The sequence below is a fragment of the Paraburkholderia tropica genome (genome assembly GCF_914484835.1).
GTDB lineage: Bacteria > Pseudomonadota > Gammaproteobacteria > Burkholderiales > Burkholderiaceae > Paraburkholderia > Paraburkholderia tropica_A.
This window is the reverse complement of the sequence record NZ_CAJZAR010000028.1, coordinates 1-19,620: the sequence shown is the minus strand read 5'-3', so window position 1 is coordinate 19,620 and position 19,620 is coordinate 1. Positions and strand designations below refer to the sequence as shown.

The window sequence follows — 19,620 nt, the reverse complement described above, 5'->3', positions numbered from 1 at the left end:
GCGAGTCGGACTGGATGATGGTGGCCACGATGGTTCTTGTTTGCGTCGTTGTCGGGTCGTTGAAATTGGGCGCTGAATCCGGCGCGGAATGAGGCTGATTCGGTGGTTGATTCAGATGCAGATTCGGAATCCGATACGCGCCGGATGCGGATGCGGAACCCCGTGGTCCGCATCCGCCGCACCGCGAAGACAATCGGAAGTGCGGTGAAAGTCGATGCGAATGTTACGTTATAACATTGCCGATTGTGAAGAAATATTTCGACAGGCGGGCGAAAGACGGGCGTGAATTCATGCCGTGCGCTTCGGCACGATTACCGCATAAATGCGCGATCAAGCAGTGACAATGGGAGACGATACGAGACGTTCGCAACATGAACACAAGCTTGCAAGGACGTCGTCACGCGCGCATAGTGGCGCCAGCGGGCCGCTGACGCGCCCCGAGGAGACCGCCATGAACCACCGCGACCGCCTGCGCTACTTGCGCATCGCGTTGCTCGTCACGGGTGCGATTGCGATATTCGGGTTCTATCCGCTGATGATCGTCTGGCCCGCAGGTTGGGCCTGGCACTCGGGGCATTCCGACTATCCGGCGATGATCGTCGGCATTTACGCGACGCTCGGCGTGTTCCTCGTGCGCGCCGCGCGCGATCCGCTCGCGCATCTGAGCCTGATCTGGTTCACCGTGTGGTCGAGCGTGGTGCATGGCGCGATCATGACCGCGCAGTCGCTGATGGCGCCGGAACATCGGGGGCATCTGTTCGGTGACGTGCCCGCGCTGTTCGTCGTCGCTGCCGTGCTGGCCTGGCTGACGCCGCGCGCCGCGCCGTCCGGCACGTGCGGCGTGGCTGGCGAACCGGTTTGAAGCGCGCCGCTGCCCGCGACGCGCAAGACGAGCGCTGCGAATTGCCGCAGCGCTCAACTTTCGAGCCGCCCTGCCGACAAACAGATAGATGCCGTTCCAGCGCAGCGTGGCAGCGCGCGGCCTCTCGCGCCGCCGCGCATCGAGTCGCCAGGGCGCGCATCGTCCGATCGTTTCCGAACATGTCCCGCTTTTTTTGCCTTCGGTCCGCGCTGGGTTTTGGCCTCGCGATTGGCTGCGCTTTGCTTGCTTCTGGTAGTGGTGCTGAGCCTGTTCCGGCTTCCAGTATGGTCGTGAGCCTTGTCGTGCAGCAGAGTTGTCTGGTTACTGCGAGCGAGGGCGTGAGTGCTGTTGCGCCTGCTGTCAGTTGTTTGCATGGCGAGCCGTATCTTGTCTCGCAGTCCGAAGCGCAGTCCATGCAGATGACGTCGGCGGTGCAGTTTGATTCGCAGCGGACGTCGCGGGGGTTTTGGACTGTGACTTTTTAGGTTGTGGTACTTGTGGGGCGGTGAATCAGCCGAGTGAGCAACCTCCCCCGCCCACCACACTCAACCCCTCAAAAATAAATCGTCGCCGTAATCGTGTCGCTATAACTCCCCGGCGCGGGCGTGGTCTGCGAAGGCACGCGTCCATACACCGTGAACACCTGTTGAAGGCCGGAGCCCGTGCCCGTCGCCGTCGATGTCCCTCGCGTTCCGTCACCCCACGCGCTGCTGTAGCCCGCATCCAGATAAAGCTGATAGCTCACCGACCCGCCGCCGCCCGAGCGCGCCATCGTGCGCGCGGAGACGTTGCCGCTCGCACCGCTATTGAGCTCGATCTTGAAGGCGTCGCCGTTCGTGCATCGCGCGGTGATCGACCCGCTCGAACTCAACGCCGAACTGAGCACGGACGTCGAACCGAACGTCACGTTCGTCGCGGTGATATCGCAATTGTTAATGACGGTGGCCGTCGACGAAAACGCAAACGTGCCTTGCGTCGAGGTCAGCGAGGCGCAGGTCGGCGCAATCAGCGTATAGAAACCGTAGTTGATCGACGTCGTATTGCCGCCGAAGCTCTGCGTATAAACGGTGCTCACATTGTTGACGGTCGGCACCGTGGGCTGCGCGGCCGCGATCTGCCCGTACACGGTCACGGTCGCACTCAACGACGTGCCGCTCGGTTTAGCCATCGTGAGCGAGATCGGCGTGCCGTTCGAATAAATCGAGCCCCAGATCTGCGTATGCCCGGCGTCGCGATAGAGATCGTAGTTCATCGAATTCGAGCCGTTCGTCATCGTCCGCGGACTCGTGCCGCCGAGATTGAGGCACACGAGCACATCGGGCGTGAGCGTGATGGCCGACCACGTGCACGTCACGCTGATGGTGCTGGTCGTCGTGAAGGTCGTGCCCGCGATCGGGCTCACGTTGCCGAACGACACCGGCGTGGCCGTCGCCGTGCACGCTTCCGCATGTGCGCCGCGCGCCGCGAAACACAGCGTCAGACACAGCGCGAGCATGAACAGCACGCGCCTCATGGCGGCGTTCCTCCACCCGACGCGGGCGACAGCGGGCACACCAGCGGCCCGATGGTTTGCAGCGTATCGCCCTTCCCAGGATGCCACGCGAACGATATTTCGCAATGCTTATCACCACTTCGAATCTGCAGATGGTTTTGCGGCGCGAGTCCGTCGACGAACGTGATGCCGTCGTAGCCCACGATCGTGTCGTGACCGCTTTCCACGTGATGCACGCGCGCGCCCGCGGCCAGGGGCTTGCCGTCGGCGTCGTGAACGATGATCGACGCCGCGCGATAACGCGTCACCGCGAAATGCGCGAGCACGCCCGACTGCGATTGCGGCACGATGTCCTTCGAGGTATCGGCGATCCGCGCATCGGCGGGCAGATTCATCGTGTCGATCGCAAGCTGGTTGTGCTGATACGCGTTGAGATCGGGAATCAGCAGATGGCCGCCGCCGTCCGTCATGCCGATCACGCGGTTCTCGTGCAGCACCGGAATGCCCGCGACGCCATCGGTCGACACGAGCGCGAAGCCGTCGTCGATACGGCGCGCGGGCTGCACCGTGCCGTCCATCAGCACGAGCGAGCCGGTCAGATCGAGCGAGCCGATGGTCTGGCCGCCCACCTGCTGCACGGCGGCCGTGGCCTCGCCGTAGCGGCCGAGATATTGCAGCTGGCCCTGGTGGAATTGCGTCGGGCCCGTGCCGCCTGCCTGCACGCCCCAGCCCCAGCCGCCGCTGTAATCGGGCGGCCGCAGCGCGTTGACGTTCCAGGTGGACTGGCCGTCCTGGCGTCCCACGGTCGCGTTGATCGAGGTGTTGTGACCGAGGCCGATGCTCGCGGAGAGCAGCACGCCGCGCGATTCGCGCTGGCGAAAATCCTGGTACGCGCTCAGGTTCAGCGACACCAGATTGCCGAAGTTGAAGGTCCACGATACCGAGCCGATCTGCGAAACCGGCGCCGAAGGAATCTTGTAGCCGATATAGCTCAGCGAAAACGTCTGGTTGCGCAGAAACGGAATCGCGAGCGTCACGCGGTCGGTCGTGGTGGGAATCGGCGTGCCGTCGCGCGCGGCCAGATCGCCGTAATTGCCGAACGCGCGTATCGATTGCGCGTCGATCGAAAAGCGCGGCGAGACGAACTGATAGCCGATGCTCAACTGCGTGCCCGTGAGCTTGCCGACGCTGCCCGACACCGAGCCGTTGATCACGCCCGCCGTGCCGAGTCCGAACAACACGCCGCCGCCCGCGTTGAAGAGGCCCGGCGTGGTTTCGCCGTGCGCTTCGAGCGTGAGGCGATCGTTCACGCCGTGCCGCCACGACGCGCTCACGGCGGGCCGCGAATCGTAGTCGAACGAATCGAGCCCGTAATTGCGGCGTAAAAAGCCCGCTTCGAACGAATAGCTCGACAGGCCCGTCGCCATCAGCCGCGTATCGACGTAGAGCGGCACCGAGGCAGCGATCGTGCGCCCGAGCGCATCGTGCGTGATGACCGTCGCCTGGCCCGCGCCCGTGATGCCCGGCACGCCGTTGATGATGAACGGCCCGCTCGGCACGCTGCCCGAATACTGGCGCACGCTGTTGATGTACAGATCGACCGAAGTCGGCACCACGGCGCTGCCCGGCAGCGCGGGAATGGGAAACGTCACGAGGTCGGGGCGCAGCGCGAAGTTGCTGCGCCACTGAAAACCCGCCATGCGGATCGAGCGCGTCCACGCGAGCGACGAGTTGATCGTATCGCCGATCTGCGTGGTGCTCAGGTTCGCCGGATTCGACATGCTCCACGAGGTGTCGTAGCGCACGTACTCGTCGCGGTCGTGATAGAAGTACGCCACGCCGGTGTTGCTGAACACGCCATGCGGATCGAAGTAGCGCTCCTCGCTCCAGAGCGCGAACTCGTTGGCCGAGCCGCTCTGCGCGAAGGCGTCGTAGTTGAACACGAGGCCGCGCGACGAGGTGGCGTTCGGCGTCGCCACGACTTCGCGCGTGTCGAATTCGAAGGGCTTGCGGATGGCGTCGGGAATCTGCAGATCGAGGCTCTGGCGCGCGGGATCGTAGCGGTAACGCAGGCCGGGCAGCGTGTCGAGATCGACGTTCGCATCGGGCGCGATGTGCAGCTGCGCGGTATCCACGCCCACGGTGCCCAGGTCCTGGCCGGTCGCGAACAGATGCCCGCCCAGTTGCTGGAAATGAATGATCTGGTTTGTGCGCTGGCCGTTCACATCGACTTCGAGATAGAGGTCACGCGTGTCCTGCGCGCCCGCGTTGATCAACTGCCCCTGCGCGTGCGCAGCGGCGCTGAGGAACGCGAAACCCACGGCGACCGCCACGACCGCCATGCGCCTCACGCGGCCATGCCGGGACGCGCCTCGAATTCGTTTCATTCTGCGTCGTTCGTTTCATGTCTTCCGGCCCGCGCCTTGCGGCGACATGCGGCCACCTCCTCGTTCACTGCGGCTCGCGCGCCCCTCCCGAACGGCGCGCGGCCGTTCCCTGCCCTGTACCCTGCGCTGAGCTTGCCTGTCGCGGTCATCCACCTTGCTCGATGGCCACCGCGCCTTCCACCGGCTGCGTGTTGACCGTCGCGCGCACTTTCATGCGGCCGGGTTTCGCGTCGGGCGGGACCGGCACGTTCCACTGCCGCCCCTGATGTCCGAGCGCGTAGCCGAGCAGGCCGCGCGTGACGTCCCAGCTATGGCCCGCGTCGTCGTAGAGCTGCACCGCCGATATCTGCGCGCGCCGCTGGCCCGCGTTGTCGGCGCGCAGCGCGTAACCGTGCGCGCCGCGCACGAGCCGCCAGGTCAGCTGAGGCGGCGCGATGCCGTCGCCGCGCGGCTCGACGAACACCGGCACCGAGTAGCGCAGGCGGATCGTCACGCCGTCCGCGCTGGCCGTGCCGGGCGCGGGCAGTTCGTCGATCAGCAGGCGGTAGCTCCGTTCGCCGCCGTCCGCCGACGCAGGCGCACTCGCGCCGTCCGCCGCGGTCGATGCGCCCGATGTGTTGACACGCACGAGCCGCACGAGCTGATCGCCGTGCGGCGCGATTTCGATAAGCGGCGGACTCGCGATGACATCGGCGGTAGGCGTGAGCACATCGTCGCCGCCGGCCTGCGCCCAATGGAACACGCGCACCTGGCCGTAGAGCGGCGTATCGCCGGGATTGCGCAGCGTGAGCCCGGTCGCGTTCTCGCTCGCCGAGAACTCGATCGTCACCGGCGAGATCTGCAAGGTGGCCGCGAACGCGCCGCCCGCGAGCGCCCACAGAGACGCCGCCGCGACTGCCCGCGCGGCTCGACCCGCCAGGCGCGCGCTCAAAAGTAGACCGTCGCGGTAACCGTGGTCTGGTAGGTGTCCGGCTTCGGCGTCGTCTGCGCCGGCACCTGGCCGTACACCGTGAGCGTCTGCGCGGAGCCGGTGCCCGTGCCGGCCACCGTGTTGGTGCCCTGCGTGTTGCCCCAGATCGTCGTGCGGCCCGCATCCTGATAGAGCTGGAAGCCGACGGTGGTGGTCGTGTTGCCGGTAGCCGTGCCCGCCATCAGCCGGCTCGCGACCGTGCTGCCGGTGACGTTGCCGCCGTCGAGACCCACGTTATAGGGCGTCGTGTTGGTGCAGGTGACGCTCAGCGTGGTCTGCTGGTTGATGGCCGTGCCCAGCACGCCATTCGTGCCGAAGGCCAGCGGGTTCGCGGAGATCGCGCAGTTTGCCTGCAACGTGAGCGTGACGTTGAAGGTGGCCGTGGCGGTGCCGTTCGAATACACAGCCGCGTCGGCGAGCGGCACGAGTGGCATCACGGGCAAAACTGCAATCGATACCCCGAGTACTGCGGACGTTAGATATTGGCGTTTCATCGACCTTGCTCCTGCATGTCGTTCCGCTTGTACGGACCACATCGGAAAACGGGGAAGAAAAACGAACTAGACAAGGAATTTATACGAAGAATGTCACTTTACCTTTAATGGAATTACATTTTGTTACAGATTGCGGATGCAACGAGAATAAAGCCAGTAAGAGCTGCCTGACACGATGCGATTTAAATCGAATTCAGTAGTTATTACGCGCGAAGTCATGCGGAATCGATGCACAGGCGGCGCGGCGCAGTGTTCATGGCGATGCATTCCGCAAGGGGTTTTGCGTATACATCCGGGAATACGGATTGCTCGCTTAAAGCGGTTATTCTCCGATATTCTTTAAAACCTCACGCACGATCTTAATGAAGCAATGCTCAATGCGAGTTAAATCGCATTGAGCATTGCGTTAAAGCGAACCAGCATCGGCATTAGCCAATTTCGCCTCGCGACGACTTGCCGTTATTTCCCCACCGCCCCACCGCGCCAACCTGCTGCAAGAACGTGAGGTTATCTTCGAGATGCCAGTTATCGGTGATCTTGCCGTCGCGAATGCGGTAGATATCCGTCGCGATGAAATCCACCGGCTGGCCCTTGCCCTGCACGCCGTTGAACGTGCCGGTGAAATGCCCCGTGAAGTGCAGATGCGTCACCACGCGGTCGCCGGCCACCACCATCTGCTCGATGTCGGCGTGCACGTCGGGCACCGCTGCATGAAAAACCTTCGACGCCGCGAGCGGACCCGCCACGCCTTGCGGACGTCCGGCGGGCAGCGTGCGGTCCGTGAAGTCCGGCGCCAGCGCGGCGCGCGCCTGGGCTTCGTCGCCGGTGCTCCAGAACGTGTCGTAGAGACGCGCGGCATGAATCTGCTGCTCGCGCTGTTGCGCGGGCAAGCTGCCGTCGACGATCAGTTCGTGCGGCTGCGCGAGTTCGCCGGTCGCGGCGAAGGCGGGCGTAGCGGCACCGAGCGAAGCGGCAACGGCAGCAGCAACAAGCGCAGCGGAAGCAAAGCGAAGGGACGTTTTCATGATGGGCTCCAGAGTCGGCGGATAGAGGTCGGTGGCTGAGCCGCGAGGCGTTTCTCGCGCTGCCATGACGTCATTCTGCGTACCCCTGCAGCCTTTGATAATTGGCGCTCTCGTTGAAGGATTTTCAAATCTTTCAGAAAGATAGCGAAAGACTCGGCAAGACCTGCACGACCATTCGCCAACGTTTGCACCGTCTGGAAGCCTTGCCCGGCGTGCCACGGTCGTTCCCCGCATTTCCTTACAGCCTGATTTCAAAGGGATTTCAGTAGTTCCTTAAAAATATTTTAGATTTGCCCTAAATATGGTCAGACGAATGTCGATAAGGAGGAGACGCCCGCGACAGATCAGCCGCCGCATCCCTAGCTCGTCGCGCCACGTCTTCCCTGGTCAAATCGGTACAGACGCATGACACTAACGATAAGAGCGCGTATCGCGCTAACCTTCGCACTTCTCGCCGCCCTGCTCACCGTTTCCGGCGTGCTGGGCTTCATCAGCACGGAAAAGGCGAACAGCGCGAACCGTGACACCTACCGCAACAAGCTCGCCGAATCCACGGCGATCGACAACGCGGAGATCTACATCGCGCGCACGCGTCTCGTGCTCGACCGCGTGGCGCTGCATCCGGAAGCGCCCACGGTCCCCGACCAGCTGCAACGCGCGGCGGGCTTCTTCAAGAACTCCGACGAGTGGTGGACCAAGTTCCAGCAGATGCCGCACGAGCCGGACGAGCTGCCGCTGATCGAGAAGACCACCGAGCGCCGCACCAACATGCGCGACGCCGTCTCGGCCTTCACGAAGGCGCTGCAATCGGGCGACAAGGCAACGGCGGACAACATCGCGATGACGCAGCTCTCCGACCTCTACAGCGCGATGAGCGCGGCGAACAACGAGGTCAAGAAGCATCTCTACGAGAACGCGAAAACGCGCTACGAGCAGGCTGAATCGAACTTCTACATGTTCTCGACGATCAGCGCCGTGATGGTCGTGCTCGGCCTCGTGGCCGCCGGTCTCGGCTGGATCATGCTGAGCCGCGCGATCATGACGCCGCTGAACTACGCGCTCGACAGCCTCGCGCAGATCTCGGGCGGCAATCTGAGCCAGACCGTGCGCGCCAACCGCAACGACGAAATGGGCACGCTGCTCGAAAGCATCGAAAAGACCCGCAAGGAACTCGGCGGCGTGACGGGCGCGGTGCGCTCGGGCAGCGAGTCGGTGTCGGTGGCGACGCGCCAGATCGCGGCAGGCATGATCGATCTGTCCGCGCGTACCGAAGAACAGGCGGCGTCGCTGCAGGAAACGGCCGCCAGCATGAACGAACTGACCTCGGCGGTGAAGCAGAACACCGACAACGCCCGCACCGGCAGCGACCTCGCGCAGACCGCCGCCAGCGTCGCGGCGCGCGGCACCGAAGTCGTGCAGCAGGTCGTGACCACGATGGACGAGATCGAAGGCAGCTCGCGCAAGATCTCCGACATCACGGCGATGATCGAAGGCATCGCGTTCCAGACCAACATTCTCGCGCTCAACGCAGCCGTGGAAGCGGCGCGCGCCGGCGAACAGGGCCGCGGCTTCGCGGTCGTGGCGAGCGAAGTGCGCTCGCTCGCACAGCGTTCGGCGGCGGCGGCGAAGGAAATCAAGGATCTGATCGCCAACTCGGTCGAGACGGTTTCGCACGGCACGAACCTCGTGTCGTCGGCGGGCGCGACGATGTCGGAACTGCACACGGCCGTCGAGCGTGTCACCGCGATCATGAACGAGATCGCCTCGGCTTCGGAGCAGCAGCAAAGCGGCATCGAGCAGGTGGACACCGCCGTCACGCAGATGGACGAAGTCACGCAGCAGAACGCCGCGCTCGTCGAGCAGGTCACCGCCGCCGCACAGGCGCTCGACACGCAGTCGACCAAGCTCAGCAGCACCGTGCAGATCTTCCGCGTCGCTTGACGCGTTCAGGCGGGCGCGTTTTCGAGGGATGGGAAACGCGCGCCGCCGGATCGGCCGGATTCAACGCATCCGCTTCGTTTTAACCAGGCAACACCCACGCAGTAACCAGGCAGCACCCACTAGCAACACACGCGCGTCATCGCGGCCTGCGCAGCGCTGCACCGCCACGCCGCCGACTGCACGCACCCCACACGCCACTCGCTGGAGTCCCCCTCTCATGACATCGCCTGACAAGGCGGGCCGCCGCTCGTTCCTCAAAGGATCGATTGCGATCGTGCCCGTCGCCGCCGTCGGCACGGCCTCCGCCGTGCTGCGTCCCACCGCGGACGACATCAAGCGCTCCGCGCCTCCGCCCGACACCCCCGCGCAGGAAAACTATCAGCCCGGCTATTTCACGCCCGACGAATGGGCCTTCGTGAACGCCGCGTGCGACTGCCTGATCCCGAAGGATCACAACGGTCCCGGCGCCGTCGAACTGGGCGTGCCGCAATACATCGACCGTCAACTGCAAACCGGTTACGGCGACGCTTCGCGCTGGTACATGCAAGGCCCCTTCCAGAAGGGCGCGCCCGAGTTCGGCTATCAGTCGAAGCTCACGCCGAAGGAACAATATCGCCTCGGCATCCGCGCGATCGACGCCTATTGCAAGGCCCATTTCGGCGGCAAGACCTTCGCGCAGCTGGACAAGGAAAAACAGATCGCATTCCTGAAGGATGTCGAAGGCGGCAAGATCGAGGACGACTTCAACGTCAAGTCGTTCTTCAGCGGCTTCCTGCTCAAGAACACCATGGAAGGCTTCTTCGGCGACCCGATGTACGGCGGCAACAAGGACATGGCCGCGTGGAAGATGATCGGCTATCCGGGCGCGCGCGCGGATTACGTCGAGTGGGTCACCGAATCGAAACCGTATCCGTACGGCCCGGTCAGCCAATACGGAAAGCGAGGTTAAAAGAATATGGCAACAGTGAAAAAGAAGGCCGTGGATGCCGTGATCGTCGGCTTCGGCTGGACCGGCTCGATCATGGCGATGGAGTTGTGCAGCGCAGGCCTCGATGTGGTCGCGCTCGAACGCGGCGACGGCCGCGACACGATTCCGAATTTCGCGTATCCGCAGATCGTCGACGAAATCAAGTATTCGGCGCGCAATGCGCTGCTGCAGAATCTCGCGAAGACCACCGTCACCACGCGTCACACGAAGAACGACACCGCCCTGCCCTATCGTCAGATCGGCTCGTTCAAGCCGGGCGAAGGCGTCGGCGGCGCGGGCACGCACTGGTCCGGCGTGCAGTCGCGCGTGACGGCGGAAGAACTGCGTCTCTATAGCCGCGTGAAGGAACGCTACGGCGAGAAGTTCATCCCCGAAGGCATGCAGCTGCAAGACTGGGGCGTGACCTACGACGAACTCGAACCCCACTTCGACCGCTGGGAATATGTGTGCGGCACCTCGGGCCGCGCCGGCAACATCAAGGGCAAGCCGCAGGAAGGCGGCAATCCGTTCGAAGCGTATCGCTCGCGTGAATTCCCGCTGCCGCCGCTGCCCGATCATCCGACCGGACGTCTGTTCGCCAAGGCCGCGCGCGAACTCGGCTACAAGCCGTTCGCGCTGCCCGCGGGCAACGCTTCGGGCGCGTACACGAACGAGTACGGCTGCCAGCTCGGCCCGTGCAACTTCTGCGGCTTCTGCAGCGACTATGGCTGCCTGAACTACTCGAAGGCCTCGCCGCAAACCGCGATCATTCCGGCGCTGCTGCGCAAGCCCAATTTCGAACTGCGCGTGAATTCGCACGTGCTGCGCGTCGAACTCGACAAGGACGGCAAGCAGGCCACCGGCGTCACCTATATCGATGCTCAGGGTAACGAAGTATTCCAGCCGGCCAACATGGTCGTGCTCGGTGCGTTCCAGCTGCACAACATCCGCCTGATGCTGTCGTCGAAGATCGGCACGCCGTACAACGTCGATACCGGCGAAGGCACCGTGGGCCGCAACTTCTGCTACCAGGTGCTCAACAGCGTCAACATGTTCTGGGACAAGGACGTCTACATCAACCAGTTCATGGGCGCGGGCGGCGGCGGCCAGGCCATCGAAGAGTTCAACGCGGACAACTTCGATCACGGCTCGCTCGGCTTCATCGGCGGCGGCATCATCTGGGGTCGTCAGACCGGCAACGGTCCGGTGCGCGGCATTCCGTTGCCCAAGGGCACGCCCAAGTGGGGCGGCGAATGGAAACAGGCCGTGGCGGATAACTTCCTGCACACGGGCCGTATCGAATCGCAGATCAGCAACATGGCGTATCGCGGCTGCTTCGCCGACCTTGATCCGACCTACAAGGACGCTTACGGCGAACCGCTGCTGCGCATCACGCTCGACTGGCAGGACAACGACCTGCGCGCTTCGGAATACGTGGCCGGCAAGATGATGGAGATCGGCAGGCAGATGAACCCGAAGAGCATCTCGGGCCGCATCCTGAAGCCGGGCGCGCACTGGGATACCCGCGCGTATCAGAGCACGCACGTGAACGGCGGCACGTCGATGGGCGCCGACCCGAAGACCTCGGTGGTCAACAAGTACCTGCAAAGCTGGGACGTGTCGAACGTGTTCGTGCTCGGCGCGAGCGTGTTCGCGCACGGCATCGGCTACAACCCGACCGGCCTCGTCGGCGGTCTGGCGTACTGGGCCGCCGCGAATATCCGCGAGCGTTATTTGAAGAACCCCGGCCCGATGGTCCAGGTTTGAGGAGCCACACGACATGCGCAAACTTTCTGTAGCACTCGTCGCGGTCGTGGTGGTCGTGGGCGGCCTGTGGGCCGGCAGCCACTCGAAGCCCGCCGTGACCATCGACCCGCAGGCGCTCGCCGCGCCGGGCAACGCCGCACGCGGCGAATACCTCGCCCGCGCGGGCGACTGTATGGCCTGCCACACCGCCAAGGGCGGCGCGCCGTTCGCGGGCGGCGTGCCGCTCGCGACGCCGCTGGGCGCCGTGTATTCGACCAACATCACGCCCGATAAGGAACACGGCATCGGCGACTGGAGCTTCGACGACTTCGTGCTGGCGATGCGCGAAGGCGTGACGCCGAAGGGCCGCCATCTGTATCCGGCGATGCCGTACACGTCGTATGCGAAGGTCAGCGACACGGATCTGAAGGACCTGTACGCGTACTTCACGAACCAGGTCGCCGCCTCGCCGCAGCCGAACACGCCCTCGGACATTCCGTGGCCGCTGAACGCGCGCTGGCCGCTCGCGTACTGGAACCGCGTCTTCCACGACGACACACGCTTCAAGTCCGACGACGCGCACAGCGTCGAATGGAATCGCGGCGCGTACCTCGTGCAAGGCCTCGCGCACTGCGGCACCTGCCACACGCCGCGCGGCGTGGGCTTCCAGGAAGTGGACCTGAGCGGCCTGGGCGCACGCTACCTGAGCGGCGCGAAGATCGACGGCAGCGCGCCGGTCAATCTGCGCGGCGACAAGGGCGCGGGCCTCGGCGACTGGAAGGAAGAGGACATCGTGGCGCTGCTGAAGACGGGCCGCAACGCACATTCGGCCGTCACGGGCCCGATGGGCGAAGTGGTCGAGCACAGCACGCAGCATCTGACCGATGCCGACCTGCACGCGATCGCGGTGTACCTCAAGAGCCTGACGCCGGCTTCGACGGACGCTTCCGCGCCCGCGTACAAGGCCGACGACGCGACGCTCACGGCGATCATGACGGGCCATGCGAACGACATCGGTTCGCGCATCTACATCGATAGCTGCGCGGCGTGCCACCGCCAGAACGGTGAAGGCGCGGCACGCGTGTTCCCGTCGCTCGCGGGTAACCCGTCGGTGCTCGCCGAGCATCCCGACTCGCTGATCGCGGTGATCCTCGCGGGCTCGCGCCTGCCGTCGACGGCATCGGCTCCGGCCCCGCTGGCGATGCCGCCGTTCGCATGGCGCTACGACGACGACGAAATCGCGCAACTCGCGACCTTCGTGCGCTCGGCGTGGGGCAATCATGCGAGCGCGGTCAGCGCGGACGATGTGAAGCGCGTTCGGGCGCAGATGGGTATTGAGGCGAAGCGGTAAGGGCTGAGTCGTAAAACGAGCAGCAAACACCGGCAAACCCCAGGGGTTTGCCGGTTCCGCCACAGCGCCCCACGCGCAATGAACCGCGCAGCCAATCAGGGCCACATTCCCCGCCACCAAACCCGCCACTCAGCGTCCGCATAACAAAACAGTTACAAATCAAATCTTGACGCCGACCCACCCGCACGGTTAGTGTGGCGGTCGAAGGTCAAGAAGTTCGATTGCTGTTCATCAATTGCTCGCTTCCCAGCGGTATTCGTGGTCCATTCCCTCCTTGTCGCTTCGCACACGCTCTCTTTAAAAGAGTGAATCTTCGTATTTTTTCCTCAAGGGTAATTTCATGGAAACCGGTACCGTTAAGTGGTTCAACGACAGCAAGGGCTTTGGCTTCATCACCCCGGACAAGGGTGGCGACGATCTCTTCGCACATTTCTCCGAGATCAAGACCGACGGCTTCAAGACGCTCGCTGAAAACCAGAAAGTGAGCTTCGAAACCAAGCAAGGTCCGAAGGGCCTGCAAGCGGCGAACATCAAGCCGATCTAAAGTTTGAAGGACCCGGCGTCCGACACGGACGCCGGGTTGCAGCGACACCCTCGCGGAGCACAGTCTCCCCAAGTTGGCGCGATCGCATCTGGCTGCCCCTTATATCCGGCAGCTTGCCCGACGCCACACGCCTCGTTGCACCTCATTCTCCCCTTCGGCGACTACGCCTTTTTAGCTTTCCGACTGCTTTAGATTCGGCTCGCAATGGCTTGAATCGGCTCGCCTGTGCACGTTCTCACGGCACACGCGCGTTCGGACATCAATAAAATTAAAATGCAAGACAAACACATTCATCAATACAACGGCTATGCCGTCCAACCGTCCGCACATCGTTTGCCCGACGGCTGCTTTTCCTCCAATCTGCTGCTCGAGCGCACCAACAGCGCGCAAGCCGAAACCAGCTACCGGTTCTATTCGCTCGACTACTTCGCGACTGAAGAACAGGCGCTGGAGCATTCGACACGCTGGGCACGCCACTGGGTCGACACGCGCGGATAAAGCCGCGTCCCCGTGGCCCGTGATTAGCGCCCAGGCGAGCGCAATCGCCTAAGCGCCAATCAAATTTCACCCCGCGTGTGGTGAAAATGCAAAATCCGGCGTGCGCATTTTTGAAATGGATTTTTAGAGAGCCATCATTGGGCAACGAACGTTGAATCAGGTTTGTAGCCAAATGGGGGCAAGTTATGGGCAGTGCGCTGGTTTGGGCTGCAATCCCTCACAACAGTGACGGGGTCGTGTTTCAGGTTCGCGTGATTCGCGGACTTCAGCGTTTTCATCTCCCACGCCGGGCGCTCGAGGCTGTTTTCGGCCTGGCGCCTCATGCATCGGATGCGCGGCAACTCGAACTCTTTTACCGGCACACGGCTCACATCCTGAGTCAGGCCATGCGCAAACGCCCGATTGCCGGTGCGGACACCGCGGCGCTTCAAACCACCGATTTCACGTCCGTCGTGGAAGCAGAGTGGGATGAGGCCGCGTATCGGCCGCAAATGCCGGGCTATCTGGCTTTGGACTGAGGAATAAGCTCAGCCGGCTGGGCGCCGCACAACGCGGACGACGCAAAAAAGACGGCCCCGCACGCCTGGTCGGCTATCATGCCATTCCTCTCCGAAGTAGCTTCTTATGATTTCCGTCCGTAATGTCACGCTGCGCCGCGGCGTCAAGGTCGTGCTCGACAGCGCGTCCGTCACCTTCACCCCAGGCGAAAAGATCGGTCTTGTCGGCCGCAACGGCGCCGGCAAGTCGTCCTTCTTTGCCCTTCTCAACGGCACGCTGCACGAAGACAGCGGCGAATTCTCGATTCCCGCTGCCTGGCGAATGGGCCAGGTCGCGCAGGACATGCCGGAGACCGAGCAGGGCGCGACCGACTTCGTGGTCGAGGGTGACACGGCCCTGCTGGCTGCCCAGGCCGAAGTCGCCGCCGCCGAAGCCAGCGACGACGGCATGCGCATGGCGCACGCCTACATGGCCCTGCACGACGCCGGCGCGCACGACGCCCCCGCGCGTGCCCAGGCGCTGATCCTCGGACTCGGCTTTACCGCCGCGCAGCTCGATCAGCCGGTCAACAGCTTCTCCGGCGGCTGGCGCATGCGACTCCAGCTGGCGCGCGCGCTGATGTGCCCGTCCGATCTGTTGCTGCTCGACGAACCGACCAATCACCTGGACCTCGACGCGCTGGTCTGGCTCGAAGCGTGGCTCAAGCGCTATCAGGGAACGCTGGTCGTGATCAGCCATGACCGCGAATTCCTCGATGCGGTGACGCAGGTGACGGTGCACGTCGACAACGCCAAGCTCGTGCGCTACGGCGGCAACTACAGCAAGTTCGAAGACATGCGCGCCGAGCAGCTCGAGTTGCAGCAGGCCGCGCTCGCCAGACAGGCGGACAAGATCGCCCATCTGCAGAAGTTCATCGACCGTTTCAAGGCCAAGGCCTCGAAGGCGAAGCAGGCGCAGAGCCGCGTCAAGGCGCTCGAACGCATGGAGAAGATCGCGCCGGTGCTGGCGGAAGCGGAGTTCACCTTCGAGTTCAAGGAACCGCTCAACGTGCCGAACCCGTTGCTGTCGATGCTGGACGCGAGCTTCGGTTATCCCGCGCCGGACGACGCCGTGCCGGGCACGCCGCCCACGGTCATCGTGCAGGGCATCAATCGTTCCGTGCTGGCCGGCCAGCGCATCGGCATTCTCGGCGCGAACGGTCAGGGCAAGTCCACGCTGGTGAAGACGATCGCGCACGCGCTGACGCCGATTACCGGCGAAATCAGCGAAGGCAAGGGCCTGAACATCGGCTATTTCGCGCAGCAGGAGCTGGACGTGCTGCGTCCGCAAGACACGCCGATGGAACACATGATCCGCCTCGCCCGGGACACGCCGCCGCACATGCGCGCGCCCGGCCAGAGCGGCACCGAACAATCGCTGCGCACCTTCCTCGGCACGTTCAATTTCAGCGGCGACACGGTCCATCAGGCGGTGCACACGATGAGCGGCGGCGAAAAGGCGCGCCTCGTGTTGTGCATGATCGTGTGGCAGCGCCCCAACCTGCTGCTGCTCGACGAGCCGACCAACCACCTCGACCTGGCCACGCGCGAAGCGCTCGCCATGGCGCTCAACGAATTCGAAGGCACGGTCATGCTGGTCAGTCACGACCGGGCCCTGCTTCGCGCCGTCTGCGACGAATTCTGGCTGGTCACCAAGGGCGGCGTCGAACCCTTCGACGGCGATCTCGACGATTACCAGCAGTTCCTGCGCGACGAAGCGCGTCGTATGCGCGAGCAGGCCGACGCGGCGTAAACATCGTCATCTGAGATTCCGCGCGGGATTTCGATCGTCAGTATCCGATGTGCCTGTTTTTCTCTGTCGCTGCAGGGAAAAACAGGCCCGGTCATGCAACAGCGCCCCGCCTCCTCACAACCCTATAATCGAAAAGGCACACCCAACCCAAAACCGAGGAGCCCGCCTCATGTACATCGCCATGAACCGCTTCAAAGTCGCGCCCGGTTCCGAATCCGCCTTTGAAGAAGTCTGGAAAAACCGCGACACGCATCTGAAAACCGTCCCGGGCTTCATCGAGTTCCATCTGCTCAAAGGCCCGCAACGCGACGACCACACGCTCTACGCGAGCCACACGATCTGGGCGAACCACGCAGCGTTCGAAGCCTGGACCCGCTCGGACGCCTTCCGCGCCGCGCACCGCAACGCGGGCAATGCAGGCGAGAGCCGCCCGCTGTACCTGAGCCACCCGGAATTCGAAGGCTTCGACGTCATCCAGACCGTGAAGTAAGGCGAGCGCCGCCTCGCACGCGCCCGGAAAAATCGGGTGAAAACTTCACAGCCACCCGGCCAAACTTACACAAAGCGGGGCCACACACGCGCGAACACTGCGCCGAACTCCCCGCCCACACGCGCCACGCCGCCTTGTCCACCTGGGCCCGGACCTTGCTTCCCTCACTGCGCCCCTCCCGCGCCCCCTCCACGAGAGCCCATGAGCAAGAAGACCGCCACTGCCATCGCCGAAGGCCAGCCGTTCCCGCTCGGCGCGACCTGGACCGGACGCGGCGTGAACTTCGCACTGTTCTCCGCGAACGCGACCCGGGTCGAACTCTGCCTGTTCGATGTCACCGGCCTGCGCGAAATCGAACGCATCGTGCTGCCCGAATACACGGACGAGGTCTGGCACGTCTTCGTCCCCGACCTGCAGCCGGGCGCGATCTACGGCTACCGCGTGCACGGTCCCTACGAACCGCAGGCGGGCCATCGCTTCAATCCGCACAAGCTGCTGCTCGATCCCTACGCGAAGGCGCACGTGGGCGCGCTCAAATGGCATCCGTCCGTGTTCGGCTACACACTCGATCACCCCGACGCCGACCTCTCCTTCGACACACGCGATAGCGCGCGCTACGTGCCGCGCTGCCGCGTCGTCGATCAGACCTTCAGCTGGCACCATCCGTTGCGCGAGCGCGTGCCGCGCGAACGCGCGGTCGTCTACGAAACGCACGTGCGCGGCTACACGATCCGCCACCCCGACGTGCCCGAAGACGATCGCGGCACCTTCGCGGGCCTCGCGCATCCGAAGGTGCTCGAACACATCCGCGAACTCGGCGTGACCTCGGTCGAACTGATGCCGATCCACACCTTCGTGAACGACTCGCATCTGCTCGAACGCGGCCTCACGAACTACTGGGGCTACAACACGATCGGCTTCTTCGCGCCCGACCCGCGCTATTCGGTCGGCGCGCACGGCTCGATCGACGAGTTCAAGAACATGGTCGATCGCCTGCATCAGACGGGGCTCGAAGTGCTGCTCGACGTGGTCTACAACCACACCGCCGAAGGCAGCGAACTCGGTCCCACGCTGTCGTTTCGCGGCATCGACAACGCCTCGTACTACCGCCTGCTGCCCGACGAGCCGCGCTATCACATCAACGACACGGGCACCGGCAACACACTCAATCTCTCGCATCCGCGCGTCCTGCAGATGGTCACGGACAGCCTGCGCTACTGGGTGCTCGAAATGGGCGTCGACGGCTTTCGCTTCGACCTCGCGACCATTCTCGGGCGCGAACCGTATGGCTTCGACGAAGGCGGCGGCTTTCTCGACAGCTGCCGCCAGGACCCGATTCTCGCGAGCGTGAAGCTGATCGCCGAGCCGTGGGACTGCGGCCCGGGCGGCTATCAGGTTGGCGGCTTTCCGCCGGGCTGGGCCGAGTGGAACGACCGCTTCCGCGACACCGTGCGCGCCTGGTGGAAAGGCGACGAAGGCCAGGCCGCCGAGCTCGCCACGCGCCTCGCCGCTTCGGGCGACAAGTTCAACCGGCGCGGCCGCCGTCCGTGGTCGAGCGTCAACTTCGTGACCGCGCACGACGGCTTCACGCTGCACGATCTGGTCTCGTACAACGAGCGCCACAACGAGGCCAACGGCGAAGAGAACCGCGACGGCCACGGCGACAATCTCTCGTGGAATTGCGGCGTGGAAGGCCCGACCGACGACGCGGAAATCCGCGCGCTGCGCGAGCGCCAGAAACGCAATTTCCTCGCCACGCTGCTGCTGTCGCAAGGCACGCCGATGCTGCTGGCCGGCGACGAATTCGGCCGCACGCAGCAGGGCAACAACAACGCCTACTGCCAGGACAACGCGATCAGCTGGGTCGACTGGAACGGCATCGGCGACGAAGGCCGCGCGCTCGCCGAATTCGTGCGCAAGCTGACCACGCTGCGCCACGCGCTGCCGGTGCTGCGCCGCAACCGCTTTCTCACGGGCGAGCACAACGAAATGCTCGGCGTCACCGACGTCGAATGGCTCTCGCCCGCGGGCGTGCCGCTCACAGCGGAACAATGGAGCGATGCGCAGATGCGATGCTTCGGCATGCTGATCGATGGACGTTCGCAGACGAGCGGCATCATGCGGCTCGCCTCCGACGCGACCATGCTCATCGTGCTCAACGCCTATCACGACGTGGTGGATTTCACGCTGCCCTCGGTGCCCGGCAACGACCAGTGGAGCTGCCTCATCGACACCAACATGCCCGTGCGCGACGAGCTACCCGAATTTGAGGCCGGCGACGTCTATCAGGTCACGGGCCGCTCGCTGCTGCTGTTCGCGCTGCACGCGCGCGGCGCGACCAGACGCGTGTTCGAGCGGCTCGAAGAGGACCTCACCGCATGAGCGTGAATCCGCAGACCGATTGCGCACGCGAACCGATCCACGTTCCCGGCAGCATCCAGCCGCACGGCTATCTCGCGAGCCTCGACGACGCGGGCCGCATCGTGCAGCTCAGCGCCAATTGCGGCGCGCTCGCGGGCACCACCGCCGACGCGCTGCTCGGCGCGCCGCTCGCGCGCCTCGTC

Annotated in this window: 17 protein-coding genes; 12 read left to right on the top strand and 5 right to left on the bottom strand. The window is 64.2% G+C overall.

Features of this window, described 5'->3' with window-relative positions; genetic code table 11:
• Nucleotides 1-451: 451 nt before the first annotated feature.
• Nucleotides 452-862: a DUF6632 domain-containing protein gene (locus LDO54_RS02165; RefSeq protein ID WP_224005498.1), complete on the top strand. Its 411-nt coding sequence runs from the start codon at nt 452-454 to the stop codon at nt 860-862.
• A gap of 553 nt (nt 863-1,415) precedes the next feature.
• On the opposite strand, the gene LDO54_RS02160 is transcribed toward LDO54_RS02165, so the two are convergent.
• From LDO54_RS02160 to LDO54_RS02140, 5 genes are all read right to left on the bottom strand, one after another.
• Nucleotides 1,416-2,375, bottom strand: coding sequence for a Csu type fimbrial protein (locus LDO54_RS02160; protein WP_224005496.1), 960 nt, complete (start codon nt 2,373-2,375; stop codon nt 1,416-1,418).
• Entirely contained in the window at nt 2,372-4,741 is a 2,370-nt protein-coding gene (locus LDO54_RS02155) for a fimbria/pilus outer membrane usher protein (protein ID WP_224005493.1), read from the bottom strand. The genes LDO54_RS02160 and LDO54_RS02155 overlap by 4 nt, the downstream gene beginning before the upstream one ends.
• A 145-nt stretch (nt 4,742-4,886) precedes the next feature.
• Complete coding sequence (locus LDO54_RS02150) at nt 4,887-5,672, bottom strand: fimbrial biogenesis chaperone (protein ID WP_224005490.1); 786 nt, start codon at nt 5,670-5,672, stop codon at nt 4,887-4,889.
• Nucleotides 5,669-6,145, bottom strand: coding sequence for a Csu type fimbrial protein (locus LDO54_RS02145; RefSeq protein ID WP_224006238.1), 477 nt, complete (start codon nt 6,143-6,145; stop codon nt 5,669-5,671). The genes LDO54_RS02150 and LDO54_RS02145 overlap by 4 nt, the downstream gene beginning before the upstream one ends.
• Nucleotides 6,146-6,633: 488 nt before the next feature.
• Complete coding sequence (locus LDO54_RS02140) at nt 6,634-7,230, bottom strand: ester cyclase (RefSeq protein WP_224005487.1); 597 nt, start codon at nt 7,228-7,230, stop codon at nt 6,634-6,636.
• 405 nt (nt 7,231-7,635) lie between these two features.
• On the opposite strand from LDO54_RS02140, the gene LDO54_RS02135 reads away from it, so the two are divergent.
• The 11 genes from LDO54_RS02135 to LDO54_RS02085 all read left to right on the top strand — a co-directional run.
• Entirely contained in the window at nt 7,636-9,171 is a 1,536-nt protein-coding gene (locus LDO54_RS02135; protein ID WP_224005484.1) for a methyl-accepting chemotaxis protein, read from the top strand.
• Between the two features lie 217 nt (nt 9,172-9,388).
• On the top strand, nt 9,389-10,120 hold the full coding sequence (locus tag LDO54_RS02130) for a gluconate 2-dehydrogenase subunit 3 family protein (protein ID WP_224005482.1): 732 nt from the start codon (nt 9,389-9,391) through the stop codon (nt 10,118-10,120).
• 6 nt (nt 10,121-10,126) lie between these two features.
• Nucleotides 10,127-11,905, top strand: coding sequence for a GMC family oxidoreductase (locus LDO54_RS02125; protein WP_224005479.1), 1,779 nt, complete (start codon nt 10,127-10,129; stop codon nt 11,903-11,905).
• Between the two features lie 13 nt (nt 11,906-11,918).
• Nucleotides 11,919-13,235: a c-type cytochrome gene (locus LDO54_RS02120; protein ID WP_224005476.1), complete on the top strand. Its 1,317-nt coding sequence runs from the start codon at nt 11,919-11,921 to the stop codon at nt 13,233-13,235.
• A 340-nt stretch (nt 13,236-13,575) separates the two neighbouring features.
• Nucleotides 13,576-13,779, top strand: a complete 204-nt coding sequence (locus LDO54_RS02115; RefSeq protein ID WP_224005473.1) for a cold-shock protein — start codon at nt 13,576-13,578, stop codon at nt 13,777-13,779.
• A gap of 273 nt (nt 13,780-14,052) precedes the next feature.
• Complete coding sequence (locus LDO54_RS02110) at nt 14,053-14,277, top strand: hypothetical protein (protein WP_224005470.1); 225 nt, start codon at nt 14,053-14,055, stop codon at nt 14,275-14,277.
• 185 nt (nt 14,278-14,462) lie between these two features.
• Nucleotides 14,463-14,795, top strand: coding sequence for a hypothetical protein (locus tag LDO54_RS02105; RefSeq protein ID WP_224005467.1), 333 nt, complete (start codon nt 14,463-14,465; stop codon nt 14,793-14,795).
• 106 nt (nt 14,796-14,901) lie between these two features.
• A complete protein-coding gene (locus tag LDO54_RS02100; RefSeq protein ID WP_224005464.1) occupies nt 14,902-16,566 on the top strand; it encodes an ABC-F family ATP-binding cassette domain-containing protein in 1,665 nt (554 codons plus the stop codon).
• 169 nt (nt 16,567-16,735) lie between these two features.
• Entirely contained in the window at nt 16,736-17,056 is a 321-nt protein-coding gene (locus LDO54_RS02095; RefSeq protein WP_224005461.1) for an antibiotic biosynthesis monooxygenase family protein, read from the top strand.
• 201 nt (nt 17,057-17,257) lie between these two features.
• Nucleotides 17,258-19,438, top strand: coding sequence for a glycogen debranching protein GlgX (glgX, locus tag LDO54_RS02090; RefSeq protein ID WP_224005458.1), 2,181 nt, complete (start codon nt 17,258-17,260; stop codon nt 19,436-19,438).
• Nucleotides 19,435-19,620, top strand: a 186-nt coding sequence (locus LDO54_RS02085) for a hypothetical protein (protein ID WP_224005455.1), incomplete at its 3' end; no start/stop codon positions are given. The genes glgX and LDO54_RS02085, both read left to right, overlap by 4 nt.

Coding starts and splice junctions, on each gene's coding strand:
- LDO54_RS02165 (WP_224005498.1), top strand. CDS start 452: ATGAACCACCGCGACCGCCTGCGCTACTTGCGCATCGCGTTGCTCGTC.
- LDO54_RS02160 (WP_224005496.1), bottom strand. CDS start 2,375: ATGAGGCGCGTGCTGTTCATGCTCGCGCTGTGTCTGACGCTGTGTTTC.
- LDO54_RS02155 (WP_224005493.1), bottom strand. CDS start 4,741: ATGAAACGAATTCGAGGCGCGTCCCGGCATGGCCGCGTGAGGCGCATG.
- LDO54_RS02145 (WP_224006238.1), bottom strand. CDS start 6,145: ATGCCACTCGTGCCGCTCGCCGACGCGGCTGTGTATTCGAACGGCACC.
- LDO54_RS02140 (WP_224005487.1), bottom strand. CDS start 7,230: ATGAAAACGTCCCTTCGCTTTGCTTCCGCTGCGCTTGTTGCTGCTGCC.
- LDO54_RS02135 (WP_224005484.1), top strand. CDS start 7,636: ATGACACTAACGATAAGAGCGCGTATCGCGCTAACCTTCGCACTTCTC.
- LDO54_RS02130 (WP_224005482.1), top strand. CDS start 9,389: ATGACATCGCCTGACAAGGCGGGCCGCCGCTCGTTCCTCAAAGGATCG.
- LDO54_RS02125 (WP_224005479.1), top strand. CDS start 10,127: ATGGCAACAGTGAAAAAGAAGGCCGTGGATGCCGTGATCGTCGGCTTC.
- LDO54_RS02120 (WP_224005476.1), top strand. CDS start 11,919: ATGCGCAAACTTTCTGTAGCACTCGTCGCGGTCGTGGTGGTCGTGGGC.
- LDO54_RS02115 (WP_224005473.1), top strand. CDS start 13,576: ATGGAAACCGGTACCGTTAAGTGGTTCAACGACAGCAAGGGCTTTGGC.
- LDO54_RS02110 (WP_224005470.1), top strand. CDS start 14,053: ATGCAAGACAAACACATTCATCAATACAACGGCTATGCCGTCCAACCG.
- LDO54_RS02105 (WP_224005467.1), top strand. CDS start 14,463: ATGGGCAGTGCGCTGGTTTGGGCTGCAATCCCTCACAACAGTGACGGG.
- LDO54_RS02100 (WP_224005464.1), top strand. CDS start 14,902: ATGATTTCCGTCCGTAATGTCACGCTGCGCCGCGGCGTCAAGGTCGTG.
- LDO54_RS02095 (WP_224005461.1), top strand. CDS start 16,736: ATGTACATCGCCATGAACCGCTTCAAAGTCGCGCCCGGTTCCGAATCC.
- glgX (WP_224005458.1), top strand. CDS start 17,258: ATGAGCAAGAAGACCGCCACTGCCATCGCCGAAGGCCAGCCGTTCCCG.